This window comes from Ruminococcus flavefaciens AE3010, assembly GCF_000526795.1.
Taxonomy (GTDB): domain Bacteria; phylum Bacillota; class Clostridia; order Oscillospirales; family Ruminococcaceae; genus Ruminococcus; species Ruminococcus flavefaciens_D.
On the sequence record NZ_JAGT01000001.1, the window covers coordinates 2436443 to 2458459 of the forward strand.

Annotated in this window: 17 protein-coding genes; 12 read left to right on the forward strand and 5 right to left on the reverse strand. The window is 49.9% G+C overall.

The window, feature by feature from the left end; translation table 11 throughout:
• Positions 1-2: 2 nt before the first annotated feature.
• The 4 genes from N774_RS0110640 (at position 3) to N774_RS0110655 (ending at position 4797) form a co-directional block, all read left to right on the forward strand.
• Positions 3-914, forward strand: a complete 912-nt coding sequence (locus N774_RS0110640; protein WP_024861233.1) for a PLP-dependent cysteine synthase family protein — start codon at positions 3-5, stop codon at positions 912-914.
• A gap of 170 nt (positions 915-1084) precedes the next feature.
• Positions 1085-1996, forward strand: a complete 912-nt coding sequence (locus N774_RS0110645) for a LysR family transcriptional regulator (protein WP_024861234.1) — start codon at positions 1085-1087, stop codon at positions 1994-1996.
• A 172-nt stretch (positions 1997-2168) separates the two neighbouring features.
• The gene (locus tag N774_RS0110650) at positions 2169-3509 is read left to right on the forward strand and encodes a phenylacetate--CoA ligase family protein (protein WP_024861235.1); all 1341 of its coding nucleotides are present in this window, start codon (positions 2169-2171) and stop codon (positions 3507-3509) included.
• A 121-nt stretch (positions 3510-3630) separates the two neighbouring features.
• Positions 3631-4797, forward strand: coding sequence for a pyridoxal phosphate-dependent aminotransferase (locus N774_RS0110655; protein WP_024861236.1), 1167 nt, complete (start codon positions 3631-3633; stop codon positions 4795-4797).
• A 30-nt stretch (positions 4798-4827) separates the two neighbouring features.
• On the opposite strand, the gene N774_RS0110660 is transcribed toward N774_RS0110655, so the two are convergent.
• On the reverse strand, positions 4828-6255 hold the full coding sequence (locus N774_RS0110660) for a hypothetical protein (protein WP_024861237.1): 1428 nt from the start codon (positions 6253-6255) through the stop codon (positions 4828-4830).
• The gene (locus N774_RS0110665; RefSeq protein ID WP_024861238.1) at positions 6248-7792 is read right to left on the reverse strand and encodes a hypothetical protein; all 1545 of its coding nucleotides are present in this window, start codon (positions 7790-7792) and stop codon (positions 6248-6250) included. The genes N774_RS0110660 and N774_RS0110665 overlap by 8 nt, the downstream gene beginning before the upstream one ends.
• A 292-nt stretch (positions 7793-8084) precedes the next feature.
• Between N774_RS0110665 and N774_RS0110670 the strand changes: the two genes are divergently transcribed.
• The 5 genes from N774_RS0110670 to N774_RS0110690 all read left to right on the forward strand — a co-directional run bounded on the left by N774_RS0110670 (position 8085) and on the right by N774_RS0110690 (position 15001).
• Positions 8085-10406 carry a glycoside hydrolase family 95 protein gene (locus tag N774_RS0110670; protein ID WP_024861239.1) on the forward strand — a complete coding sequence of 774 codons (2322 nt, stop codon included), beginning with the start codon at positions 8085-8087 and terminating at the stop codon, positions 10404-10406.
• Positions 10407-10423: 17 nt separating this feature from the next.
• Positions 10424-12106: a glycosyl hydrolase gene (locus N774_RS0110675; RefSeq protein ID WP_024861240.1), complete on the forward strand. Its 1683-nt coding sequence runs from the start codon at positions 10424-10426 to the stop codon at positions 12104-12106.
• 16 nt (positions 12107-12122) lie between these two features.
• Entirely contained in the window at positions 12123-13433 is a 1311-nt protein-coding gene (locus N774_RS0110680) for a hypothetical protein (protein ID WP_024861241.1), read from the forward strand.
• 190 nt (positions 13434-13623) lie between these two features.
• Entirely contained in the window at positions 13624-14379 is a 756-nt protein-coding gene (spo0A, locus tag N774_RS0110685) for a sporulation transcription factor Spo0A (RefSeq protein WP_024861242.1), read from the forward strand.
• 112 nt (positions 14380-14491) lie between these two features.
• Positions 14492-15001 carry a flavin reductase family protein gene (locus tag N774_RS0110690; RefSeq protein WP_024861243.1) on the forward strand — a complete coding sequence of 170 codons (510 nt, stop codon included), beginning with the start codon at positions 14492-14494 and terminating at the stop codon, positions 14999-15001.
• Between the two features lie 27 nt (positions 15002-15028).
• Here N774_RS0110690 and N774_RS0110695 read toward each other — a convergent pair whose 3' ends face one another.
• Entirely contained in the window at positions 15029-15280 is a 252-nt protein-coding gene (locus N774_RS0110695) for a helix-turn-helix domain-containing protein (RefSeq protein WP_051463395.1), read from the reverse strand.
• A gap of 127 nt (positions 15281-15407) precedes the next feature.
• Here N774_RS0110695 and N774_RS0110700 point away from each other — a divergent pair, with 127 nt between their 5' ends.
• The gene (locus tag N774_RS0110700; RefSeq protein WP_024861245.1) at positions 15408-15614 is read left to right on the forward strand and encodes a hypothetical protein; all 207 of its coding nucleotides are present in this window, start codon (positions 15408-15410) and stop codon (positions 15612-15614) included.
• 112 nt (positions 15615-15726) lie between these two features.
• Here the strand turns inward: N774_RS0110700 and rpsT are convergent, their stop codons facing one another.
• Positions 15727-15987: a 30S ribosomal protein S20 gene (rpsT, locus tag N774_RS0110705; RefSeq protein ID WP_024861246.1), complete on the reverse strand. Its 261-nt coding sequence runs from the start codon at positions 15985-15987 to the stop codon at positions 15727-15729.
• Between the two features lie 226 nt (positions 15988-16213).
• Between rpsT and gpr the strand changes: the two genes are divergently transcribed.
• Positions 16214-17062 (forward strand): GPR endopeptidase, encoded by an 849-nt coding sequence (gene gpr, locus N774_RS0110710; protein WP_024861247.1) that lies wholly within the window; start codon positions 16214-16216, stop codon positions 17060-17062.
• A gap of 358 nt (positions 17063-17420) precedes the next feature.
• On the opposite strand, the gene N774_RS0110715 is transcribed toward gpr, so the two are convergent.
• On the reverse strand, positions 17421-18173 hold the full coding sequence (locus N774_RS0110715; RefSeq protein ID WP_024861248.1) for a DUF2461 family protein: 753 nt from the start codon (positions 18171-18173) through the stop codon (positions 17421-17423).
• A gap of 497 nt (positions 18174-18670) precedes the next feature.
• On the opposite strand from N774_RS0110715, the gene N774_RS19200 reads away from it, so the two are divergent.
• A complete protein-coding gene (locus N774_RS19200) occupies positions 18671-22003 on the forward strand; it encodes a CotH kinase family protein (protein WP_024861249.1) in 3333 nt (1110 codons plus the stop codon).
• Positions 22004-22017 lie beyond the last annotated feature (14 nt).

A 22017-nucleotide genomic window follows, 5' to 3' on the forward strand; every position in this document is an offset into this window, starting at 1 on the left:
ATATGAGATACTATGATTCTATGCAGTCCCTCATCGGCAATACTCCCCTTGTGAGACTGGGAAATATAGTAAAGGCGGAGGGCGTGAACGTTTTCGCCAAGCTGGAGCTCTACAATCCCTCGGGCAGTGTAAAGGACCGCACAGGTCTGTACATGATAAACGACGCCGAGAAAAAGGGGCTTCTCAAAAAGGGCGGCACTATCGTTGAAGCCACCGCAGGCAATACGGGTCTCGGCATAGCCTTTGCGGCTCTGAACCGCGGCTACAAAATAATATTTGTAGTTCCCACAAAGTTCTCCGCCGAAAAGCAGTCTCTGCTCCGCGCTCTGGGCGCCGAGGTAGTAAACACTCCCCGTGAGCTTGGTATGCTTGGTGCAGTCGCAAAGGCTGAGGAGATAAAGGCGCAGATACCTGATTCCATATCGCTGGAGCAGTTTAAAAACCAAAGCAATCCCCTTGCTCATTATGAGACTACAGGTCGTGAGATATATGAAGATCTCGACGGTCACATCGACTACGTTGTGGCAGGGGCAGGCAGCGGCGGCACTTACACGGGAATACTCCGCTATATCAAGGAGCGCGTACCCAATGCAAAGGGCATACTTGCAGACCCTGTGGGCTCTACTATGGGCGGCGGTGAACACGCCGACTACAACATTGAGGGCATCGGCAATGACTTCATCGCAGATACCATGGATATGTCCCTTGTGGACGGAGTTATCAAAATGAACGATGAAGAAGCTTTCGGCACAGCAAGGCTGCTTGCCAAGACCGAGGGCATCATCGCAGGCTCGTCCTCGGGAGCAGCTATGGCGGCAGTCCTCAAGCTCATAGAAAGCGGTGCAAAGGGCAATATCGTAACGGTATTCCCCGACCGCGGCGACCGCTATTTCAGCACAGGACTCTTTGATTAGCAGGGAGCCCCCGCGGGCGGTTCACGCGGACGCTCGCAAGCTTGCTTACCTGTATGGACGGCAAGTCTTTCTCCGCGAGCCCACATCTTCGGAACGGTACGAATCAACATAGTAGGACCGGATATTATCCGCCCGAAAGTCCTCAAACGAGAATAAAACGGAGGTAAACAATGACTTTACAGCAGCTTAAATATATACTTGCAATATCTTCAACAGGCTCAATGAACAAGGCTGCGGAGCAGCTTTACGTTTCTCAGCCCTCCCTCACCTCATCGGTGCAGGAGCTCGAAAAGGAGATAGGCATAAAGATATTCAACCGCAGCGGACGCGGCGTCACTCTCACCAATGACGGAGCTGAGTTCGTTCAGTACGCCCGTCAGGTAGTCGGACAGTTCGACGTTCTCGCTGAAAAGTACATAAGCAAGGGCAGCGTAAAGAAGAAGTTCGGCGTGTCCACTCAGCACTATTCCTTTGCGGTAAAGGCATTCGTGGAAATGGTCAAGGAGTTCGATACTGCGGAGTACGAGTTTGCAGTCCGCGAGACCAAGACCGCCGAGGTCATCAGCGACGTTGCGACTATGAGGAGCGAGATAGGCATCATCTACCTAAACGACTTCAACCGCAAGTCCATAACCAAGCTGCTCCACGCCAACGGTCTGGAGTTCCACACCCTGACAAAGTGCAGTCCTTTCGTTTACCTCTGGAAAGGACACCCTCTTGCAAAAGAGAAGAAGATAACCTTTGAGCAGCTTGCCGACTATCCCTGCCTCTCCTTTGAGCAGGGCGACAACAGCACGTTCTATCTGGCTGAGGAGCTCCTCAGCACAGCCGACTATCAGCGCACTATCAAGGCCAACGACCGTGCAACTATGCTGAATCTGATGATAGGTCTAAACGGCTATACACTGTGCTCGGGTATCATCTGTGAGGAGCTCAACGGCGATGATTATATTGCCGTGCCCTTTGAGGACGAGTCCGACGAGGTAATGGAAATAGGCTATATCACGCTGAAAAATGTCATTCTCAGCGGAATGGCGGAAATATATATCCGCGAGATAAAGGCGTATCTTGGCATAAACTGAGAAAAATTTTACGGGACGTCGTCCGCGGCGTCCCTCAATGATATATTTATAGGTTATAACCCAAGCCTATAACTCATGATAATCAGTTGGTATTGGACAAATACAGAAATGTGCTGTATAATATAATCATACCAAACAGATATGAAATATATGAATATGGAGGATAAATAAAATGAGCAGAGATATCAACAACAAATTCTGGGACGAGGAGCTTGAAACTCTTCCCCGTGAGGAACTGGAGAAGAGACAGCTTGAAGACTTAAAGGAGATCGTGAAGTTCGCTTACGACCACGCTCCCTACTACAAGCGTTCATTCGATGAGGCAGGCGTTAAGCCCGAGGACATCAAGACCCTCAAGGACATCGAGAAGTTCCCCTTCATCAACAAGAAGACACAGCGAGACACTCAGGGCGTAGGCTCGTTCCTTGGCGAGCTGGCAGCAGTTCCCGAGGAGGACGTAGTGTTCATCTCAACATCATCAGGTTCAACAGGCGTACCTACAATGAGCCCGTTCACAAAGAAGGACTTCGACGAGTTTCAGGATACTGAGAGCCGCTGGTTCTGGCAGATAGGAATGAGACCAAACGACCGTTACGTACACGCTCTCAACTTCTCACTCTACGTTGGCGGACCTGACGTAATCGGTGCACAGAATCTCGGTGCATTATGTATCTGGGGCGGTACTCTCCCAAGCGAGAGACTTCTCTTCATCTTAAAGACATATAAGCCCACAATTATCTGGACTTCTCCCTCTTACGCTTGGCAGCTTGGTGAAAAGGCTGTAAAGGCAGGCTACGACCCCAAGAAGGACTTCAACATCAAGAAGATCATCGTTGCAGGTGAGCTTGGCGGCTCTATCGACGCAACAAGAAAGGCTATCGAGGATCTCTGGGGAGCTGAGGTTTACGACTTCTACGGTCTGTCAGATATATTCGGCGCATGCGCTGCACAGTGCGAATACCACGACGGACTTCACATCGCTGAGAACCACATTCTCGTTGAGACTATTGACATTCACACAGGCGAAGTTCTTGAACCCGGTCAGACAGGTGAGCTTGTATTCACAACACTTCGCAAGCACGCTCGTCCCCTTATCAGATTCAAGACAGGCGATATCGGACGCATCGACATCACTCCCTGCAAATGCGGACGTACACATGGCAGGATCAGCATTCTCGGCAGAAAGGACGACATGTTCATTGTTTCCGCTGTTAATGTATTCCCAAGCGATATCGAGGCTGTTATCCGTGAGCAGAGCGGCATCACAGGCGAGTACCTTATCCGTATCTTTGAGAAGGACTTCACAAGCAAGTACGCAGTTGAGATAGAAAAGAAGGCTGACAATACCAAGAGCGACGACGAAGTTGCAGAGCAGGTAAGTGCAGCACTGAAGGCTCGTACAGGCGTTAAGCCTGCAAGAGTTGTGGTTCACCCCGACGGCGGACTGAATACTCGTTCCGAGCACAAGTCAAGACGTGTTATCGACGAGAGAAACATTGACTACAGCATCTGATGGTGCTATAATTAAATTATGACACAAACCGTAGGGGACGGCGTCCTCGACGTCCCATGATACGTTATGCGGGCTGTCGGGGACGCCAGCCCCTACATTTTTCTGATTAAGGAGAAAAAATATGCCAGAGCTTTCAAACCGCACAGCCACCTTTACCGATTCCGTCATCAGACGTATGACGAGAATTTCCAATAAATACGGCGCAGTCAATCTCTCACAGGGCTTCCCCGACTTTGAGCCGCCGAGAGAGATACTGGACCGCCTTGCGGAAGTCACCCGTGAGGACTTCCACCAGTATTCCATAACATGGGGAGCTCAGAACTTCCGTGAAGCCCTTGCGGAAAAGCAGTCCCGCCTTATGGGACGTCCTATCGACCCCAACGGCGAGATAGTTGTCACCTGCGGAAGCACAGAAGCCATGATGGCTGCCATGATGTCCGTTACCAATCCCGGAGACAAGGTCATAGTGTTCTCGCCATTCTATGAGAACTACGGCGCAGATACCATACTTTCGGGCGCTGAGCCTATTTATGTCCCCCTTATACCGCCTGAGTTCAGCTTTGACGCAGACGTGCTTGAAGCCGCTTTCAAGCAGCACCCCAAGGCACTTATACTCTGCAATCCCTCCAACCCATGCGGTAAAGTTTTCACATTGGAAGAGCTGCAAATAATCGCAGACCTTGCCAAGAAGTACGACACATTCGTTATCACCGATGAGGTATATGAGCATATCGTCTATGCTCCCCACAAGCATGTTTACTTTGCAAGCCTGCCCGATATGTGGGAGAGAACTATCTCCTGCTCCTCACTGTCCAAGACCTACTCTATCACAGGCTGGCGTCTCGGATATGTCATAGCTCCGCCGAATATCATCGACACAGTGAAGAAAGTCCACGACTTCCTCACAGTAGGCGCTGCCGCACCGTTACAGGAGGCTGCCGTTACGGGACTTCGCTTCGGTGACGACTACTACAAGTGGTTACAGGACAAGTACACCGAGAAGCGTGACCTCTTCCTCAACGGTCTTGACCGCATAGGCATTCAGCATACCGTACCTCAGGGAGCTTACTACATACTCCTCGATATATCGGAGTTCGGCTATAAGAGCGACCTTGTGTTCTGCGAAAAGCTGGCTGAATATGTGGGCGTGGGAGCAGTACCCGGTTCAAGCTTCTTCAAGGAGCCCGAGAACCGCTATATCCGCTTCCACTATGCAAAGAAGAACGAAACTCTCGAAAATGCGCTGGAGCGTCTTAACGATATCAGGAAGAAAATGCCGAAGGAATAAAGCAAAAGGGCTGCAATTGCAGCCCTTTCCTTATTTCTTCTTTACTGTGTAGACCTTGTCTATCCTGTCGTATTGGTGTGAAAAGCTTCCTGTATAGAAATGATTTACTTCGCCGTTTTCGTCCACGACCTCGTATTCTTCATGTACCTCGCCGTTTTCATCTACGCTCACTGTTCCTGACTTTATCACATTCTTCTGACGGCTGGTCTGATTAAATGTTACGCCGTCGGCTGTGGCGCAAATGTCGGAATAGATACCGTCCTCAACTATTGGGTAGGTTATGCCCAGCTCGGGTATCACGCAATATACAGGCATTCTGAAATCGCTGCTCCTGTGCCCGATGAACAGCTTTCCGTCGTATACCGCCATTTCGCTGCCAAAATCATCAACGTCAAGGATACAGTGCTCCATTTTTTCAAGGTTATAGATGTGGAGCTTCACGTTGTTGTAAAGTATGGCAAGCTTCTGGTCGGCATAGACGATACGTCCTGTAGTAAGAGGTGTACTGATACGGTAATAGTCGTTTATAAGCTCATATTTACGCTTGCCGTCGGGCTTCACGAGGTAGGAATAAACGCCGCCGAAGCAGTCGCTTGCCATTATCCTGCCCTCGGGGACGTCTATATCGCTCTCCTGCACAAATTCATCCTTGTCGGTGTCGTATTTGTAGATCACAGTGCCTTTTTCGCTGACATTATGATATTCCTGAAGCTCTGCATTTCCCGAATCATTGGTATGCAGCCATATAGTTATATCTATGTCGGCAGCTTCATAAAGAGTCTTTTCCTCTCCCGTTTCAAGGTCAATGCGCTTAACTGTGCTTGTGGGAGTGTTTCCGTCCTTGCCGCTGTATGCGAAGAAAAGGCTGCCCTCACAGAAACAGGCGTTCCTGTCGCTGCGCTCGTCAAGATTCGCAGCTGACCAGCTGTATATCTCCTCTGCCTTGCCGCTTGCCATATCATAGCTGAAAAGCGACCAGTCGGCATATTCAAAACATTCATATATAACGTAAATATAGCACTTGCCGTTCCATATGTGGCATTTGTGAGGACTTCCCGTTATGGCTTTGCCTGCAAAATCCTTCCAGTTGTACATGGGCGATCCGTTATAGAATTCACGCATATTTGTGTAGTACTCCTCGGCAAATTCCTCTTTATTGCACACGGGGACTTTCTCGCCGTAGTCAAGCCCGCTGATATCAATGCTGCTGACCTCCACAGGCGGCTCCTTGTCAACTATGGTCAGGGACATGTCAACGTCCTTGAAATCGGACTCGGTATACTCTCTGAACACAGGTGCTTCCGTGGTCTCGGGAGCTTCCGCGATAGTCTCGCTGTAGTCACCCATATCCTCAGAGGTAACGGGCTGAGGCTTCTTCTTGTCCTGACAGCCTGCGCTGAATGCTGTAACAGTCAGAATGAGAGCCGCCGCCATTGCGCGAAATAGCTTCTTATCCATTCATCTCATCTCCATTTATCCAGAATCGGGTCACGCTGTACTTATAATCCGTATAGTAGGTATTTTCGCCGTTATTATGCTCTTTTTTGTCAACAACAACGCCCTCTTCAAAGGAGAAGCTGTTTTCTTCATTGTATACGCTGAATATCCTTTGTGTAAAGTCAGTTACATCACTTTTGCCCTCAAGCTTGTAATAGGGGAATGTCAGTCCCAGCTCGGGCATAACATAGTAAAGCGTTCCGCTTGTGCCCGCAGGATATACGAACAGTCCGCCGTTGAAATACTGGCAGTTCATTCCTAATGACGAGCAATCGAAAACATAGTGCTCCATTTTGCTTATGTCAAAGATATGGACGACATCGCCGTCGTGGTTTCCGCCTGGAACGACGGTGCTTCCGCCGAAATCCACCACCAGCCTGTCATGACCTGCATAAAGGATATTGCAGGCGGTAAGTCCCGTGGATATGCGGTATTCGTCGGTAACTACGTCATATTTGCGCTTGCCCTCGGGCTTTTCAGCCACTGCAAAGAGGTCGCCGTAGATAAGAGGGACACCGTCGACACTTTCTCCTGTATTCTGGTCTATATTACAGTATTCGTGGTAAAGCTCCTTCCATTCGCCTGTCTCGGGGAAATATTCGCTCATAACGTCGTCCGAACCGAGATAAAGGAACTTCTTGCCGTCAGTATCTCCCTGCACTATTTCTCCCGACTTTGGCTCATAATCCTCGGGGACTTCTTTCAGGTCGCTCTTTGTGCTTTTTACAATGAGCCTGTCAGCGCTGTTTGGATAAAACCAGTTTGAATATTCGGGGAGATAGTTCATCGGCACAAGCTCGCCGTTGTCAAGATACATGAGCCCGTATTCCCTTGCGTCAATGTACAGCCTGTCATGGTACCAGTAGAGCTGATCTATGCCGAATGCGGATTCGGGGTCGGAATGGCGGTAGAGCTCCTCTGTTTTTCCTGTGAGACCGTCCACATGGAATATAGACAGCTCATGATAACAGATAGCACTGCCCGACTTGCACCGCGGATCATAGGTGACTGCAACATATATATCGTTTCCGCGGTAGCAGCCTGTTACTATATCGCCCTTTACGGGCTCCTTGCAGAGCTGCTCCCACTCTTCTTCAAGCGCTTGTATTTCCCCGTTTTTTTCCTCATCGCCTAAATATTTATACTCCATTTCCTGACCGAAATCGGGCTTGTAGCGGTCGCGGTACTCCTCGCTCTTGCAGGGCGAAAGGCGCTCACCGAAGTCAATATCCGTCACATTGATGCTGTGGAGCTTGAACGGCGGCTCCTTATCGGTCTTGTTGATGACCACGTTGATAGTTTTGAAGTCGTCCGCCTTGAACTCGCGGAACTCCGCCTGCTGCTGAACAACGGGCTTATCGACTGCGCCGTCGGATTCGGATACGATCACATCATCATCGGCAGGCTTGCTGTCGGAATTGGGCTTCTTCTCCTCGCTGCACGAAAAACAGCTTGATGCCAGCATTAAAGCTGCTAATATACTTACAAATTTTTTCATAATACTGCCCCTCTCGGAAGTTATTCTATATATAAGTGATTTCAGAAGTCAAAAAAGACGAAGAAATTTCATGTTAAAACAAAAAAATATTGCACTGTGATATGTTTTAATATTACCTTGTTTTCGGGAATATGTCAAGCGCGGGCAGCGTGACGCCGCCCCGACATTCTCAATTCTCAATTCTGCATTTTCAATTCACAGACGGCTATTTTACCACAAACTTGATATTTTTTTTATTATGTGTTATAATGTTTTTCGGCAAACGTTTAACAATGTCTATAGGAGATGAAATATGAATACCGAAACTTTAATGAAATACGATTTTCCAGCTGAGAGCTTCAGCGAGGCTCTCCCTATAGGTAACGGACGTATAGGAGCTATGATCTACGGAACTCCCGCAAACGAGTCCATAGTGCTCAACGAGGATTCCATATGGTCGGGCGGTCTGCGCCACAGGATAAACCCTGAGGCTAAGGAGGGCTTCCGCGAAGCAAGAGAGCTCCTTATGCAGGGCAAGCCCCGCGAGGCAGAAGAGATAGCCCTCAGCAAAATGCAGGGCGTAACTCCAAATATGAGGCGGTATATACCTCTGGGAGAGCTCCACATCGACCTGGAGCTGGGCGGAAAGCCACTGAGCTATTCACGAAGTCTCGATATCGGCAGCGCCGTTGCGGACGCTTCTTTTACCGCAGCGGATATCACCTACACCAAGGAGTACTTTATATCTGCTCCCGACGAGGTAATGGTGGTGCGCATCTCGGCTTCACAGCCTCAGTCCGTGTCCCTTTCCTGCTATATGGACAGCCGCGAGGACAACTTCGACGACAACCGCCCCTGCGGCAGCAATATGATACTCTTTAACGGCGGCACCAACAGCAGCCACGGCATACTCTATGCAGCCTGTCTCGGTGCAAACGCTTTAAACGGCGAGGTCAAGGCTTCGGGCAGCAAGCTCTGCGTAAGCAATGCCGACGAGGTGGTGATATTCCTCTCTGTCCGCACAAGCTTCTACAGTCAGATGTTCGAGGAATCCGCTCAGCTTGACGCGGAAATGGCTATGCAGTGCGATTTCGACGAGCTCTACTACCGCCATGTCAACGACTACAGGGAGCTGTTTGACCGTGTCGAGCTCTCTCTCAACGACAACAGCGACAACGAGGAGATAGCCTTTCTCAATACAAATGAACGTATCGACCGCCTTAAAGGCAACGAGCTGGACAATCTGGACTGCCGCCGCCTTATCAACGACAACAAGCTCTTTGAGCTGTATTTCAACTTCGGAAGATATCTTCTGATATCGTGCAGCCGTGCAGGCACTCAGCCTGCCAATCTGCAGGGACTCTGGAACGATATGATGTCTCCCCCAAACGGCAGCCGCTATACTCTCAATCTCAATACCGAGATGAACTACTGGCTCGCCGAGAGCTGCAACCTCTCGGAATGTCATATGCCCCTGTTTGACCTGCTGGAGCGGGTCTGCGGCAACGGCAGAGTCACCGCAAAGGAAATGTACGGCATAAACAAGGGCTTTGTGTGCCATAATTCCACTGATATATGGGGAGATACAGCTCCTCAGGACGAGCTCGCCACATCAAGCATATGGCCTATGGGCGGTGCATGGCTGGCTATCCACGTTTTTGAGCATTACGAGTACACCCTCGACAGAGACTTCCTCGAGGAGAAATACCATATACTGAAAGAGGCATCGGAGTTTTTCACCGAATACCTCACCACTGACGAAAAGGGCAGACTGCTGACAGGTCCGTCGGTATCTCCCGAGAACACATACATCGACGAAAACGGCGTAAAGGCAAGCATCTGCATGAGTCCTGCCATGGACTCCCAGATACTCACAGTCCTCTTCGCCGACACCATAAAGGCTTCAGCCATTCTTGACAGAGACCATGCCTTTGCGGAAAAGCTGGCAGGCATGCTGAAAAAGCTGCCCATGCCAAGCATAGGCAAGTACGGTCAGATAATGGAATGGCTGGAGGACTACGACGAGACGGATATCGGTCACAGACATATATCCCAGCTCTTCGCTCTGTATCCCGCAGACCTTATAAACCCGTACAAAACGCCAAAGCTTGCCGACGCGGCAAGAGCTGCTCTCGTCCGCCGACTTATCAACGGCGGCAGCCATATGGGCTACAGCTGCGCATGGGTCACAAATATGTGGGCAAGGCTTTTCGACGGCATAATGGTCTCGGAAAACCTCAAACGCATGATATCACACTACTGCAATCCCAATCTCACCGACTCAAAGCCGCCTTTCCAGATAGAGGGCAACTTCGGTGCAGCAGCCGCCATCGCAGAGGCTCTTATGCAGAGCTGCGGCGGCGAGATAAACCTGCTGCCCGCACTTCCCGAGGAATGGACAAACGGTCATATAAAGGGTCTCCGCGCAAAGGGCGGCTTCACCGTTGACATATACTGGGCTGAAAGCAGGCTCTGCTATGCCGATATCACCTCTGATCTCGGCGGAGAGCTCCGTCTGAGGGCAAATGCCGCTGTAAGCGTGTCCTGCGGCGGAGAAGCTGTTGACTCAGTCACCGAGGACGGCATAATCATTATAAATACCGAAGAGGGTAAGACATATAATATCAAAGCCTGATCCTACAGGAGGAATAAATGGATATTCGCAAGATCATAGCTCTCGCCTGTGCTGCGGGAGCTGCCGCTTCGGCTTTTGCAGCCTGCGACAAAAAGAACAAAATGACGGCTTCTGTGCCTATAGTGGAGGAAACTACCGCTAAAAAGACCACAGAGCCCACTACAACTGTCCCCGTGGAGACCTTCCCCGATTACCCTGTTACCTATCCCGAGATAGAGAAGAAAACATCGGGCAATCTCTACGAGGCTGAAAAGGCAGAGCTGAAAGGCGGCGCAAAGACTGCAACGGATCTTCCAGAATTCAGCGGCGACGGCTACGTCACAGGCTTCGGCAGCGAAGGCAAGGCTTCCGTTGTGTTCGACATAGACGTTCCCAGCAACCAGCACTACGACCTTTCCTTAAATATCTCATCGGGCAGCGCTGTTACCTGCCGCTTAAAGCTTGGGGACGAGCAGCTCACCGAGTTCAGGACTACCGACAACGGAAAGTTCACTTATATCACTATCTACGGAGTTTTCCTCACAAAGGGCAAGCAGAAGCTTGAAATTACTCCCGAAAACGGCGAGATGTGCCTTGATTACCTGAAGATCGAGAACAACACCTCCCTCAGCGATATAAGCTACGACGCAAAGGGCGAGCTGGTCAACAAAAAGGCAGGCGAGTCCGCAAAGGAGCTCATGAGCTTCCTCTCCGAGAATTACGGCAAGTACATGATAACAGGTCAGTACGCCTACGGCGGCGACAACTCCGAGCTTGACCTCATTTACCGCACCACAGGCAAATACCCCGTTATCAGGTTCTCAAACTTTGAAATTCCCGACGAGAGCTACGACGCAAGCTTCAAGGAAGTGGACGCAGCTGCGGAATGGTACCTGAACGGCGGTATATCCTGCGTGAGCTGGTACTGGAAGGCTCCCTCGGACAAAAAGAAAGGTATCCGCACAGAGGATACCGACTTCGATATTTCCAAGGCTGTCACCGACAAGGAGATAGCCGAGCTTACTGAGGAAGAGCTCCGCGAGCTCTACAGCAAGGGTGATATTTCCAAGGAGTGCTACGGACTTCTCCTTGATATAGACAATATGGCAGGTCAGCTCACCTCACTGAAAAACAGAGGTGTACCCGTACTGTGGAGACCTCTCCCCGAGGGCTGCGGCGACTGGTACTGGTGGGGCGCCAAGGGCTCGGACAGCTACAAGTGGCTCTGGCAGCTCATATACGACCGCTTTACCAAGTACTTTGAGCTGGACAACCTTATCTGGATATGGAACGGTCAGAGCAACAGCGCTATGGTGGACAAGCGTACCTTCGATATAGCCTCAGTTGACCTGTATCTCAGCGGCGAAAAGGACTACGGCAGCCGATTCTATGAGGAATTTGCCGCTGTACAGAAATTCGTGGGCAGCAATAAGCTCATCGCTATCAGCGAGTGCGGAAGCGTTCCCGATATGGACGCGGCTTTCCGCGACAACGCGGTATGGTCATTCTTCGGAGTATGGTACGGCAAGTACGTACAGAACGACAAGGGCGAATACAACGAGGAATTCACCAGCAAGGACGCTCTTATCAGAGCCTATAACTCCGACGGTGCTATGACTCTTGACGAATACAGAAAAATGAGAGGTATCGAGCCTGCCGAGGCAAAGGCTGACGGTGAAGCCGAGACCTCTGCCGAAAAAACAACGACTACTGCCAAATGACGAAACGAGGTGCGGAATGAACGACGAATTTTCACCAATACGCAGAAATTCTCCGTTACAGGACGAGACGACCGTGAAAATGCTCCATGAGGTATCACGCAACGACCACTCCGCCACAAGCTTCCGTATGTGGGACACGCTGGTGCTTATGCCCTTTTCAAGGAATGAGGACATCTTCCTGTTCATGGAAGAGGACTTCTCCATGTTCAATACAGGCAGCAGAACATTCTCGGAAATGAGAATAGAGGCACAGAAGGCTGCCGAGAAAAAATACGCCCCCAAGGGCAATGTCACCCTTGAAAAGATATACGACATATTCATGAAGATAAGCGGACTTCCCCCGACTGCAAGGGAAAAGCTCATGACAAGGGAATGTGACCTTGTGGAGCATTTCGCCTTTCCGCGAAAAATGGGAAAGCTGCTCTTCGATAAAGCCAAGGACTGCCGCCACAAGGTCATAGTCGTTTCGGATTCCTACTATCCCCGCGACGTGGTGGTAAAGGTGCTCTGCAACTGCGGCTACGGCAATTATGATTCCATCGTTATCCCTGCGGAGCAGAATATCCCCGATTCCGCAGAGACCGCATACCTTGACGCAGTTATCAAGAAGTCGGGCACAAGCGCAGGGAATATACTCCATATCGGCGGTAACTTCGCCAAGGACGTGGAAGCCCCCATTGTAAAGGGCATGCGCTCACTGATGTTACAGCCTGTGCTCCAGCTCATGGTAAAGTCGGGCAGGCTCCGCGGCTACGTTGAGGAGGAACACCTCTACGATATCGACGAGGACAAGTTCATGGCGCTGCGCTGCGCATTCGCGCTTTATGCCGCCTACGGCTTTGATATACCACAGACAAAAATGCCCAAGAGCGATTTCTGCAATGACGATTACATGATAGGCTTCATGATACTGGGACCTCTTGGCTTCATCAAGGACTTTGAGCCCCAAAGCGACGAGCAGAAGGCTCTTATCGAGGGCATGAAGAATAATAAAAAGATAATGGACGGAAAACGGGATTTCGAGGAGATGCTGGACTTCCACTTCGGTGACTTCCTCGGGAAATACGGCGGCGAAGGCTGTCAGCTGCCGCTGGAATTCCTCGAAAAGCACAGCTACATCGGCGATAGAAACAAGATAATCCCCTATCTTTCCGATAATGTGAAGAAAAAGTGGAGCAAAGAGGTAAGCGAGCCGAAGCTGGCTCCCGTCCATACAGAAACAGTCAAAAAGAACGCTTTGCAGAAGCTTGCTGACAAGCTTTTCCCCGAAGGTACAAAGGTCAGAGATATGTCCGAGGGCGTTCTTCACAGAAAAAAGCGGAAATAACCGCTTCCTTCATATATTTTCAGTTTTATGCGACAGCGCTTTTCGACGGCGATTTATTACACTTATGTTTTACGGCATTTCCCGAACATATACGGCTTAAAGTCCTATAATTAGCCGTTGCTGCTCCTTTTGCGATGTGATATCATTATCTTGCGGCAAAAAACCGCCATGCAAAAGGAGGTATAAAATCATGAATAACAAGATCAAGGTACTTATCGGCGACGACTCAGCCGAAACAGGCGTGAGCGCTGCAAATAAGCTCCGCGAAAAGGGTATGTACGCCTATACAAGACGCAAGGACTGCGGCGTGATACTGGAATCCATAAAGAAAGACCCGCCAGATGTAGCTGTGCTGGATATCTCATCACAGAACGGCGACATCATATCCCTTATGAAAACTGTCCGTGAAATGGGCGTAAAGCCGCCTGTTTTCATCGTCACCTCTGCCTATGACAACGAGTTCATAGAAAAACAGGTCATCGAGAACGGAGCTTCAAAGCTCCTGCTCCGCCCATGCAGCGCAGAGGACCTGTGTACCGCTATAAACTCCGCCCTCGGAGACAGGGTAAGCAGCTTCAGCGACGATATGGAGGTAGTTGTCACGGACATGATACATCAGCTGGGCGTTCCCGCACATATCAAGGGCTATCACTATCTCAGGACCGCTATACTCTATTCAATAGAGGACAAGACCCTGCTGGACAGCGTTACAAAGCTGCTCTATCCCACAGTGGCAGGCATCTACGACACCACGTCCTCAAGAGTAGAGCGTGCCATTCGCCACGCTATCGAGATAGCTTGGGACAGAGGCAACGTGGATACCCTCAATTCCTTTTTCGGCTACACCGTTGATACGGGAAAGGGCAAGCCCACCAATTCGGAATTCATCGCACTTATCACAGATAAGCTCCGACTGCGCTATAAATCGTCGCTGAGAGCTCACTGACGCTGCATGAGCCGTGATGATCCCGAATATCATATTAAAGACGTTAAAAAGTCCGTTCCGTATACTTGGGTTCGGAACAGACATAAAATATTATATAAAGAGGAGATCGATCATGGCTTTCAAAAAAATCAATATCGACGAACTTTCATTCAATCCATTCCGGAAGATAGGCAAGCAGTGGATGCTTCTCACAGGCGGCAGCAAGGATAATTACAATACCATGACCGCTTCATGGGGACAGCTGGGCGTGCTCTGGAACAAGAACGTGCTCACCTGCTACGTAAGACCTACCCGCCATACCTACGGCTATATCGAGGATAACGATTGCTATACCGTTTCATTCCTTGGCGAGGAGTTCAGAGAAGCCCTTTCCTTCTGCGGCTCACATTCGGGCAGAGACTGCGACAAGGCAAAGGAGACAGGTCTCACTCCCGCTGAGATAGACGGCTGCGTGACCTTTGCAGAGGCAGAGCTGGTTCTTGTATGCCGCAAGCTCTACAGCTATGACCTGCAGGAGAGCGGCTTCCTCACAGATGACGGTATCCCCGAGAAGTTCTTCAACGGCGACGCATACCACCGTGCATATATCTCGGAGATCGTGGGAGTATACGTTAAGGAATAAAAATACTCCCCTGTATTTCAAGGGGAGTCATTCTCTGAATTCAAGAAGCTTATAGGGCTCTATTTTAAGCGCACGTGCAAGCTCAAATATCACTTCGAGAGATACATTGTGGATAATATTGGGAGCCTCTATGGCACTGATGTGCGAGCGGCTTATACCCGATATTTCTGCAAGCTCTTCCTGTGTAAGTCCCTGAAGCTTTCTGTAATAGGCTATATTCAGCCCGAGCTGGATATACTTGAATTCATTTTCCTTGGATATTTTCATTGACTTTGACATAAAAAGCGTTCCTTTCTTATTTAATCTTAACAAATTACAAGAAAGAAATACACTTTTTATCAAATAGCTATTGCTTTTTAATAATAAGCAATATATTATTATAGTATATCAAAAAGGGAGGATCTGAATGAAAAACAACGATATATTCAAAAGTATTGCAAGACAAAACGGCGTAAGTGAAGAAGAAGTCAAGCGCGAGATAGAGAAGTCCATTGCGGAAGCCTGCAAGGATCCCAACGCGCCCATAAACAAGATCGGCAAGGGCAAGGTGCCTACTCCCGAGGAAGTAATGGAACACGTCCTCCGTGAAGTGGCTAAAGCCAATATGAACTGAATAAATACCCTGCCTTACGGCAGGGCATTTTCTGTATAATAAAAACGTCCCCTTGCAGACCGTGAGTTGTCCGCAAGGGGATTTTGATTTCTTATATGATCAAAGAGACCGATCACTCAGCAGAGTTGAGCTTCTTAGCGAGCTGTGACTTCTTTCTTGCAGCCTTATTCTTGTGCATAAGACCCTTAGCGCAAGCCTGGTCAACTCTCTTGATAGCAACCTTGATTGCCTCTGCCTTATCAGCAGCGCCTGTTGCTACAGCAGCGTCAGCCTTCTTGAGAACAGTCTTGAGATTAGACTTTCTTGCCTTGTTAGCAGCAGCCTTTGTTGCATTAACCTTTACTCTCTTCTTAGCAGACTTAATGTTTGGCATTTTGTTACACCTCCTTGAATCATGCAGACTGTATATTCGTCCGCATCTTACAGATAATAGGAGCAAACACGGGTTCGTTCACTCCCGACAGCTGCAACGCACAGCTGCCATACTGAGACAAATATAATTATAGCATTTTTCCACATTGTTTTCAATAGTTAAAAGTGAAATTATCCTTAGAAATATTTTCCACAATTAAAGCAATATGCACAATATGGAGGAAATAATGGAAATACGCACCGATCTGGCTCTTGAGAGCTTTTCCGCTGACGACCTGCCCGAGAATGTTCACATCACCACACGGGGCAGAGCTTTCAGCATTACCGAGATAATTATCGACGACGACAGCTGTCTTGCTTCCATAGGCAAGTGCAAGGGGCGCTACATTACCCTTGAGGGCAGCAGTCTGAGCCGATTTTCCGACGATTACCAGCTCATGGCACAGGAGCTCTCACAGGAGCTGTCTGCCCTTATCCCCGAGGGAGAGGTGCTGGTGGTGGGGCTTGGCAACAATGATATAACTCCCGACGCCATAGGTCCGCAGACTGCCGCAAAGGTGCTTGCTACGCGGCATTTAAGGGAGGAGCTTGACAGCGGCGAGGAGCACTTCCTCACGTCTCTGCGGCGGGTAAGTGCCTTTGCAGGGGGAGTCATGGGACAGACGGGCATCGAGACTGCGGAGATAGTCCGCGCAATATCGGCGGAGCTCCGCCCTGCGGCGATAATCGCCATTGACGCCCTTGCCTGCACGGATATAAGCCGTCTGGGCACTACAATACAGATAACCGACACGGGTATCTCTCCCGGAAGCGGCGTTTCCAATGAGCGCAGGGAGCTTTCCCAGGAAATATTCGGCGTTCCCGTCATAGCCGTAGGAGTTCCCACCGTTGTGGATATGCATACCATAGTGAGAAGTCTCACGGGGAAAAGCATAAACGGGGAGCTGCCCAACATGATGGTAACTCCCCGTGATATAGACCGCCTGACGGAAAGAGCTTCACAGCTCCTTGCATTCGGCATAAACCTTGCCTTGCAGCCCACACTCAGCTTTGAGGACGTAAGAGGGCTGTTTTAAATCAGCCCTTAGCCTTTAGCCATTAGCTTGTAGGGGCGCCCTTTGGGCGCCCGCAGACTTCGATGATATTAATACGGGCGACGAGACGTCGCCCCTACATACGGTTTCATGTTTATTTCAATATTTGTGCCGTAAGCGAAAGCAGAGTATCGTTAACGTACAGAATGAGCGCGTGAAACAAGCGACATCGTGGCTGCGGTCGAGCTGGCTCAGCTCGCAACGTGGTTAGGGGGCGCAGGCACTGCGCTGTAGGGGACGCCGCCCTCGGCGTCCCGCAAGTTTCAATGATATCAGCACGGACTGCCACAGGCAGCCCCTACAATTACGCATTACGAATTACGCATTACGCATTAAATAATTACCACATGAATTCAACATCGGGGGCTTTTACCATGTTTATCTCTGGCTCGGGCTGGGCGAGCTGCTGTTCCTTTTCCTCTTTGAGTATAGCCTTTGCAAGCTCCTCAACCTCGACTATCTCGTGGAAGTAGTCGTTGACAGGCTGCACCGCCCTGAACACCTCGGCGGTATGCTCCGCTATTTTACGGGAGAAAAGCTCCGCAGGATCGCTGACCTTGGTGTAAAGACTAAGCCCCTTTTTAATAAAGAAGCGCTCCAGCTCAGGTACGGGACAGGGCTTTTTACGCTTGTACTCGTCGCCGCCAAGTGTGAGCCCATAGTTTTCAACAAGTTCATCCACCATGTTGATAAAGGACTCTGCATCTTCAAGAAGTCCGCTGCGGAAGCGCTCCATAACGGCGGCTTCGGGCTTTGAGATACGGAAGCCGAACTCCGCACCCTCGGGAGAGAGCTCAAAATACAAAGTGGGAGTTTTGTTCCAGTACCACGCCTCATAGCGGACGTATATCCACATGGTATCGCGGTAGTGGAGATAGGGCGCGAAGTTCTCGTCGCGGTAAATCCTGCCCACCTTGTACATCATGCCGTCGGTATCAGCGAATGGCGCAAAGAGCTCCTCACCCAGAGCCTTCATGGGCTCGAATATCTTCTCGGTGTATATGGACTTGCGGGGCTCGAACCAGTCCTTATTGTTGTTGTGTCTTATACCAAGCAGGAATTCAAGAGCTTCCTGCGAAAAACCTTGAAACATTGTGTTCTCCTTTTGTAAATTCGTCGATACGTATACGGGCGGCGGAACGCCGCCCATACAGTGTGTTCATGTTATTTTTTGAGTAAGGTGCGGACTGCCAAAGGCAGCCCCCCTACAGCGCGGAGTCCGAGGCGGCGTTCCCTACATTTCGGCGGATAATATCCACCCCTACTATGATACTCCATATAAACGGGCACGTCAAGCTGTTTTTATTGGATGCAGTATAACTATTGTGCTGGTAATATATCATTTATTGCTGACTTTTATTTATTTGTGCAAAATTTGCGTTGTTAGTTTACTTCCTTTGGTGATAATGATATACTGAAATTGCCAAATATCCCTATATATTGAACTTCAAGTTCAATATACACTGTTTTTATTTTCAGTTTGGTTTAAGATTATTTTAAGACTACTTTTTTATTATCTACTTAAGATATATCGAAGAAACGGGCGATAATAAGCTCAAAACATGAAAAATTACAATGGAGGGACGTTTTATGTTCAAGAAATCAGCTAAACGAACAGGTGCAGGTATCATGAGCCTTGCTATGCTTATGGGCGCAGCAGGTCTTCTTCCTGCAAGTCAGGCAGCAGCTGCGGATACTGTTACCATCAACGAGGTTTGCCCTAAGAATACTACCTATGCGGCTCCCGACGGCAATATGTACGACTGGATCGAGCTCTACAACGGCTCGGGCAGCGCTGTGGATATCAGCGGCTGGGGTATCACAGATAAGGCAGATAACCCCTATCGCTTCACTATCCCCGATGGTACCACTCTTCAGGCAGGCGGCAGAAAGATAATCTTCTGCGACGGCACAGCAGGCGAGACCAATAAGGAGATCGCTCCTTTCGGTCTTTCAACAAGCGGCGAAACTCTTACTCTCACAGATAAATCAGGCAATATCGCCTCACAGATAACATTTGAGGATATGGCTAAGGACACTTCCTACGGTCAGTATCCCGACGGCAGCGGCGAGTTCTATGTGCTCTCAGCTTCTCCCGACGCAGCCAACAAGGCTCCCGAGGGCTCAAACGCTGTAAGAACTCCCTCTTTCTCAGCTGAGAGCGGCTTCTATGACAACGGCTTCTCACTCTCTATCGAGGTTCCACAGGGCACTACAGTTTATTATACAACAGACGGAAGCGATCCTACTACTTCCTCAGAAAAATATGGTTCTCCTCTCACAATAAAGGACATGACCAGCGAGCCCAACAAGTACAGCGCAAGAACTGATATCACAGCTTATACCGATATCCTTGCTCCCGACGAGGGCGTACTCAAGGCAGCTGTAGTTCGTGCAATCGCTGTTGACTCTCAGGGCAGAGCAAGCGACATCATCACAAAGACATACTTCGTTGGCTCCGCTAACGTTGAAAGATACAAGAAGATGAAGGTCATCTCACTTGTTACAGACCCCGATAACCTCTTCGACTACGACAAGGGTATCTACGTTCTCGGTAAGGTATACGACCAGGGCGGCGGAGGCATGACCTTCCCCGGCATGGGCAACTGGGGCGGCCAGCAGGGCGGCATGAATTTCGGCGGTCAGCAGCAGGGCGGTGTCAACATTGGCGGACAGCAGCAGGGTAACGCTCAGCAGGGCGATGCTGCTCAGCAGTGGGCCAACTTCGACATCAATAACGTCAACGGAAACTTTAACTGGAGCGGTAACGGCGATATACAGCTCGGCGGCGCAGGCGGTCCTGTTGTAACTGCCGATGAGGATACCGCAGGTGCAGTAGCAGGCGGTCTCGGCAACTTCGGTCAGGTAAACGGCGGTGACGCTCAGCAGGGCGGCGCAGGCGGCTTTGACTGGAGCCAGTTCGGCGGAGCTGCAGGCGGCAACGGTGGAGCAGCAGGCGGTGCAGGCGGCTTCGACTGGAGCCAGTTCGGCGGTGCAGCAGGCGGCGACGGTGGCGCAGCAGGCGGTGCAGGCGGCTTCGACTGGAGTCAGTTCGGCGGAGCAGCTGGCGGTGACGGCGGCGCAGCAGGCGGCGGCTTCATGGGCGGCGGCGGAATGGGAGATTTCGCATTCATGTCACAGGCTAACTACAACCAGAAGGGCTCAGAGTGGGAGCGTCCCGCAAACATCGAGATCTTCGAGAACGGCAAGAGCGTAGTTTCCCAGAACGTAGGCATCAGAACAAAGGGTGCTGCTTCACGTGCATGGGCTCAGAAGAGTTTCAACATCTTCGCTCGTATGGACTACGGCAAGAGCAGCGTTGAATATGACCTCTTTGAGGGCAAGTCAACCAAGGAAAAGAACAACAAGGTCATCGATTCATTCGACGGCTTCACAATAAGAAACGGCGGAAACGACAACATGGCAGGCTTCTTCCGTGATTCTGTTAACCAGTCCCTCGTAAGCGACAGAGATATGGCTACTCAGGCTACAAGCGAGTGCATACTCTTCATCGACGGCGAGTTCTGGGGCATCTATCAGCTCATGGAGAAGTACAACACAGACTACTTCAAGTCACACTACGGCATCAAGAAGAATGACGTTGCTTTCATCAAGAATAACTCCCTCGAGGACGGCAACGATCAGGATCTTACAGAGTGGAACAGTCTCCTCAGCCAGATCGCAAGTGCAGATATGACAAGCGACGCAGCTTATCAGCAGATAGCTGATAAGCTCGATATCCAGAGCTTTATCGACTACTTCGCAGCTCAGATCTACTGGGCTAACAAGGACTGGCCAAGCAACAATACAGGTGTATGGCGCGCAAATACAGTTGATCCCGAGAATCCTTACGCAGACGGCAAGTGGCGTATGGTTCTGTTCGATACGGAGTATGCTTCAAGCCTTGCTGACAAGATAAACGAGACAGGTCCTACCTACAACAGCTTCAGCCAGTTCGGCGGCGCAGGCGGCGGAATGGGCGGCTTTATGGGCGGCTTCGGTATGGGCGGCGGCTCACTCAGCGGCGCATTCACAAACCTTATGAAGAACGCAGAGTTCAAGAAGCAGTTCGAGCTCAGCTTCATGGATATGGCAAACTACAACTTCGATACAAAGAAGACCACAGAGGCTATCAACTACTACAAGGGCTTCAAGCAGCAGATACTTGATACATACAAGCGCTTCCCCTCATCTAAGCACACTCACAACGAGCAGACCTTTGACGAGGATTATCAGCTCCTTGAGACCTTCTACAACACAAGATACAGCAACGTTACAAGCCAGATGAAGTCATATATGAGCCTTACAGGAAGCCTTGCAAGCGTTACAGTAAACAACGACGGCAGCAAGGGCTCAGTAAAGTTCAACACTATCAACCTTGACGACTCAATCAGCTCATGGACAGGTAAGTACTTCACAGACTACCCCGTAACTGTAAAGGCTACAGCCAAGGAAGGCTACAGCTTCGATCACTGGGAGGTAACAGGTGCTGAGGTAAGCAATACATCATCAGACGAGATAACAGTTCCCGTAAGCGAGGGCGTATCTATCAAGGCTGTATACAAGGAGGGCGGCAGTGCTCCTGTAATAACAACTACAAAGCCCGTGACTACTACAAAGCTCACAACTACTACAACAGCTCAGGTAACATTCACAACAACAAAGCCCGTCAACTCAAAGGTAACAAAGTACGGCGACGCTAACAACGACGGTCAGGTAGACCTTTCAGATGCAGTTATCATCATGCAGAGCCTTGCTAACCCAAATAAGTTCGGTATCAGCGGTTCAGATGCTCACCACATCACTGAGGTCGGCTATGCAAACGCTGACGTAACAGGCAACAATGACGGTGTTACAAATGCCGATGCACAGGCTATACAGAGCTACCTCCTCGGTATCGTAAAGGAGCTCCCCACTAAATAAGCTATCTACAAATT

What these genes read in the sequence shown, in the direction of transcription:
- N774_RS0110675 (WP_024861240.1), top strand. Translation starts at nt 10,424, where the DNA reads ATGGATATTCGCAAGATCATAGCTCTCGCCTGTGCTGCGGGAGCTGCC.
- spo0A (WP_024861242.1), top strand. Translation starts at nt 13,624, where the DNA reads ATGAATAACAAGATCAAGGTACTTATCGGCGACGACTCAGCCGAAACA.
- N774_RS0110680 (WP_024861241.1), top strand. Translation starts at nt 12,123, where the DNA reads ATGAACGACGAATTTTCACCAATACGCAGAAATTCTCCGTTACAGGAC.
- gpr (WP_024861247.1), top strand. Translation starts at nt 16,214, where the DNA reads ATGGAAATACGCACCGATCTGGCTCTTGAGAGCTTTTCCGCTGACGAC.
- N774_RS0110655 (WP_024861236.1), top strand. Translation starts at nt 3,631, where the DNA reads ATGCCAGAGCTTTCAAACCGCACAGCCACCTTTACCGATTCCGTCATC.
- N774_RS0110650 (WP_024861235.1), top strand. Translation starts at nt 2,169, where the DNA reads ATGAGCAGAGATATCAACAACAAATTCTGGGACGAGGAGCTTGAAACT.
- rpsT (WP_024861246.1), bottom strand. Translation starts at nt 15,987, where the DNA reads ATGCCAAACATTAAGTCTGCTAAGAAGAGAGTAAAGGTTAATGCAACA.
- N774_RS0110640 (WP_024861233.1), top strand. Translation starts at nt 3, where the DNA reads ATGAGATACTATGATTCTATGCAGTCCCTCATCGGCAATACTCCCCTT.
- N774_RS0110700 (WP_024861245.1), top strand. Translation starts at nt 15,408, where the DNA reads ATGAAAAACAACGATATATTCAAAAGTATTGCAAGACAAAACGGCGTA.
- N774_RS0110715 (WP_024861248.1), bottom strand. Translation starts at nt 18,173, where the DNA reads ATGTTTCAAGGTTTTTCGCAGGAAGCTCTTGAATTCCTGCTTGGTATA.
- N774_RS0110665 (WP_024861238.1), bottom strand. Translation starts at nt 7,792, where the DNA reads ATGAAAAAATTTGTAAGTATATTAGCAGCTTTAATGCTGGCATCAAGC.
- N774_RS0110690 (WP_024861243.1), top strand. Translation starts at nt 14,492, where the DNA reads ATGGCTTTCAAAAAAATCAATATCGACGAACTTTCATTCAATCCATTC.
- N774_RS0110670 (WP_024861239.1), top strand. Translation starts at nt 8,085, where the DNA reads ATGAATACCGAAACTTTAATGAAATACGATTTTCCAGCTGAGAGCTTC.
- N774_RS19200 (WP_024861249.1), top strand. Translation starts at nt 18,671, where the DNA reads ATGTTCAAGAAATCAGCTAAACGAACAGGTGCAGGTATCATGAGCCTT.
- N774_RS0110695 (WP_051463395.1), bottom strand. Translation starts at nt 15,280, where the DNA reads ATGTCAAAGTCAATGAAAATATCCAAGGAAAATGAATTCAAGTATATC.
- N774_RS0110645 (WP_024861234.1), top strand. Translation starts at nt 1,085, where the DNA reads ATGACTTTACAGCAGCTTAAATATATACTTGCAATATCTTCAACAGGC.
- N774_RS0110660 (WP_024861237.1), bottom strand. Translation starts at nt 6,255, where the DNA reads ATGGATAAGAAGCTATTTCGCGCAATGGCGGCGGCTCTCATTCTGACT.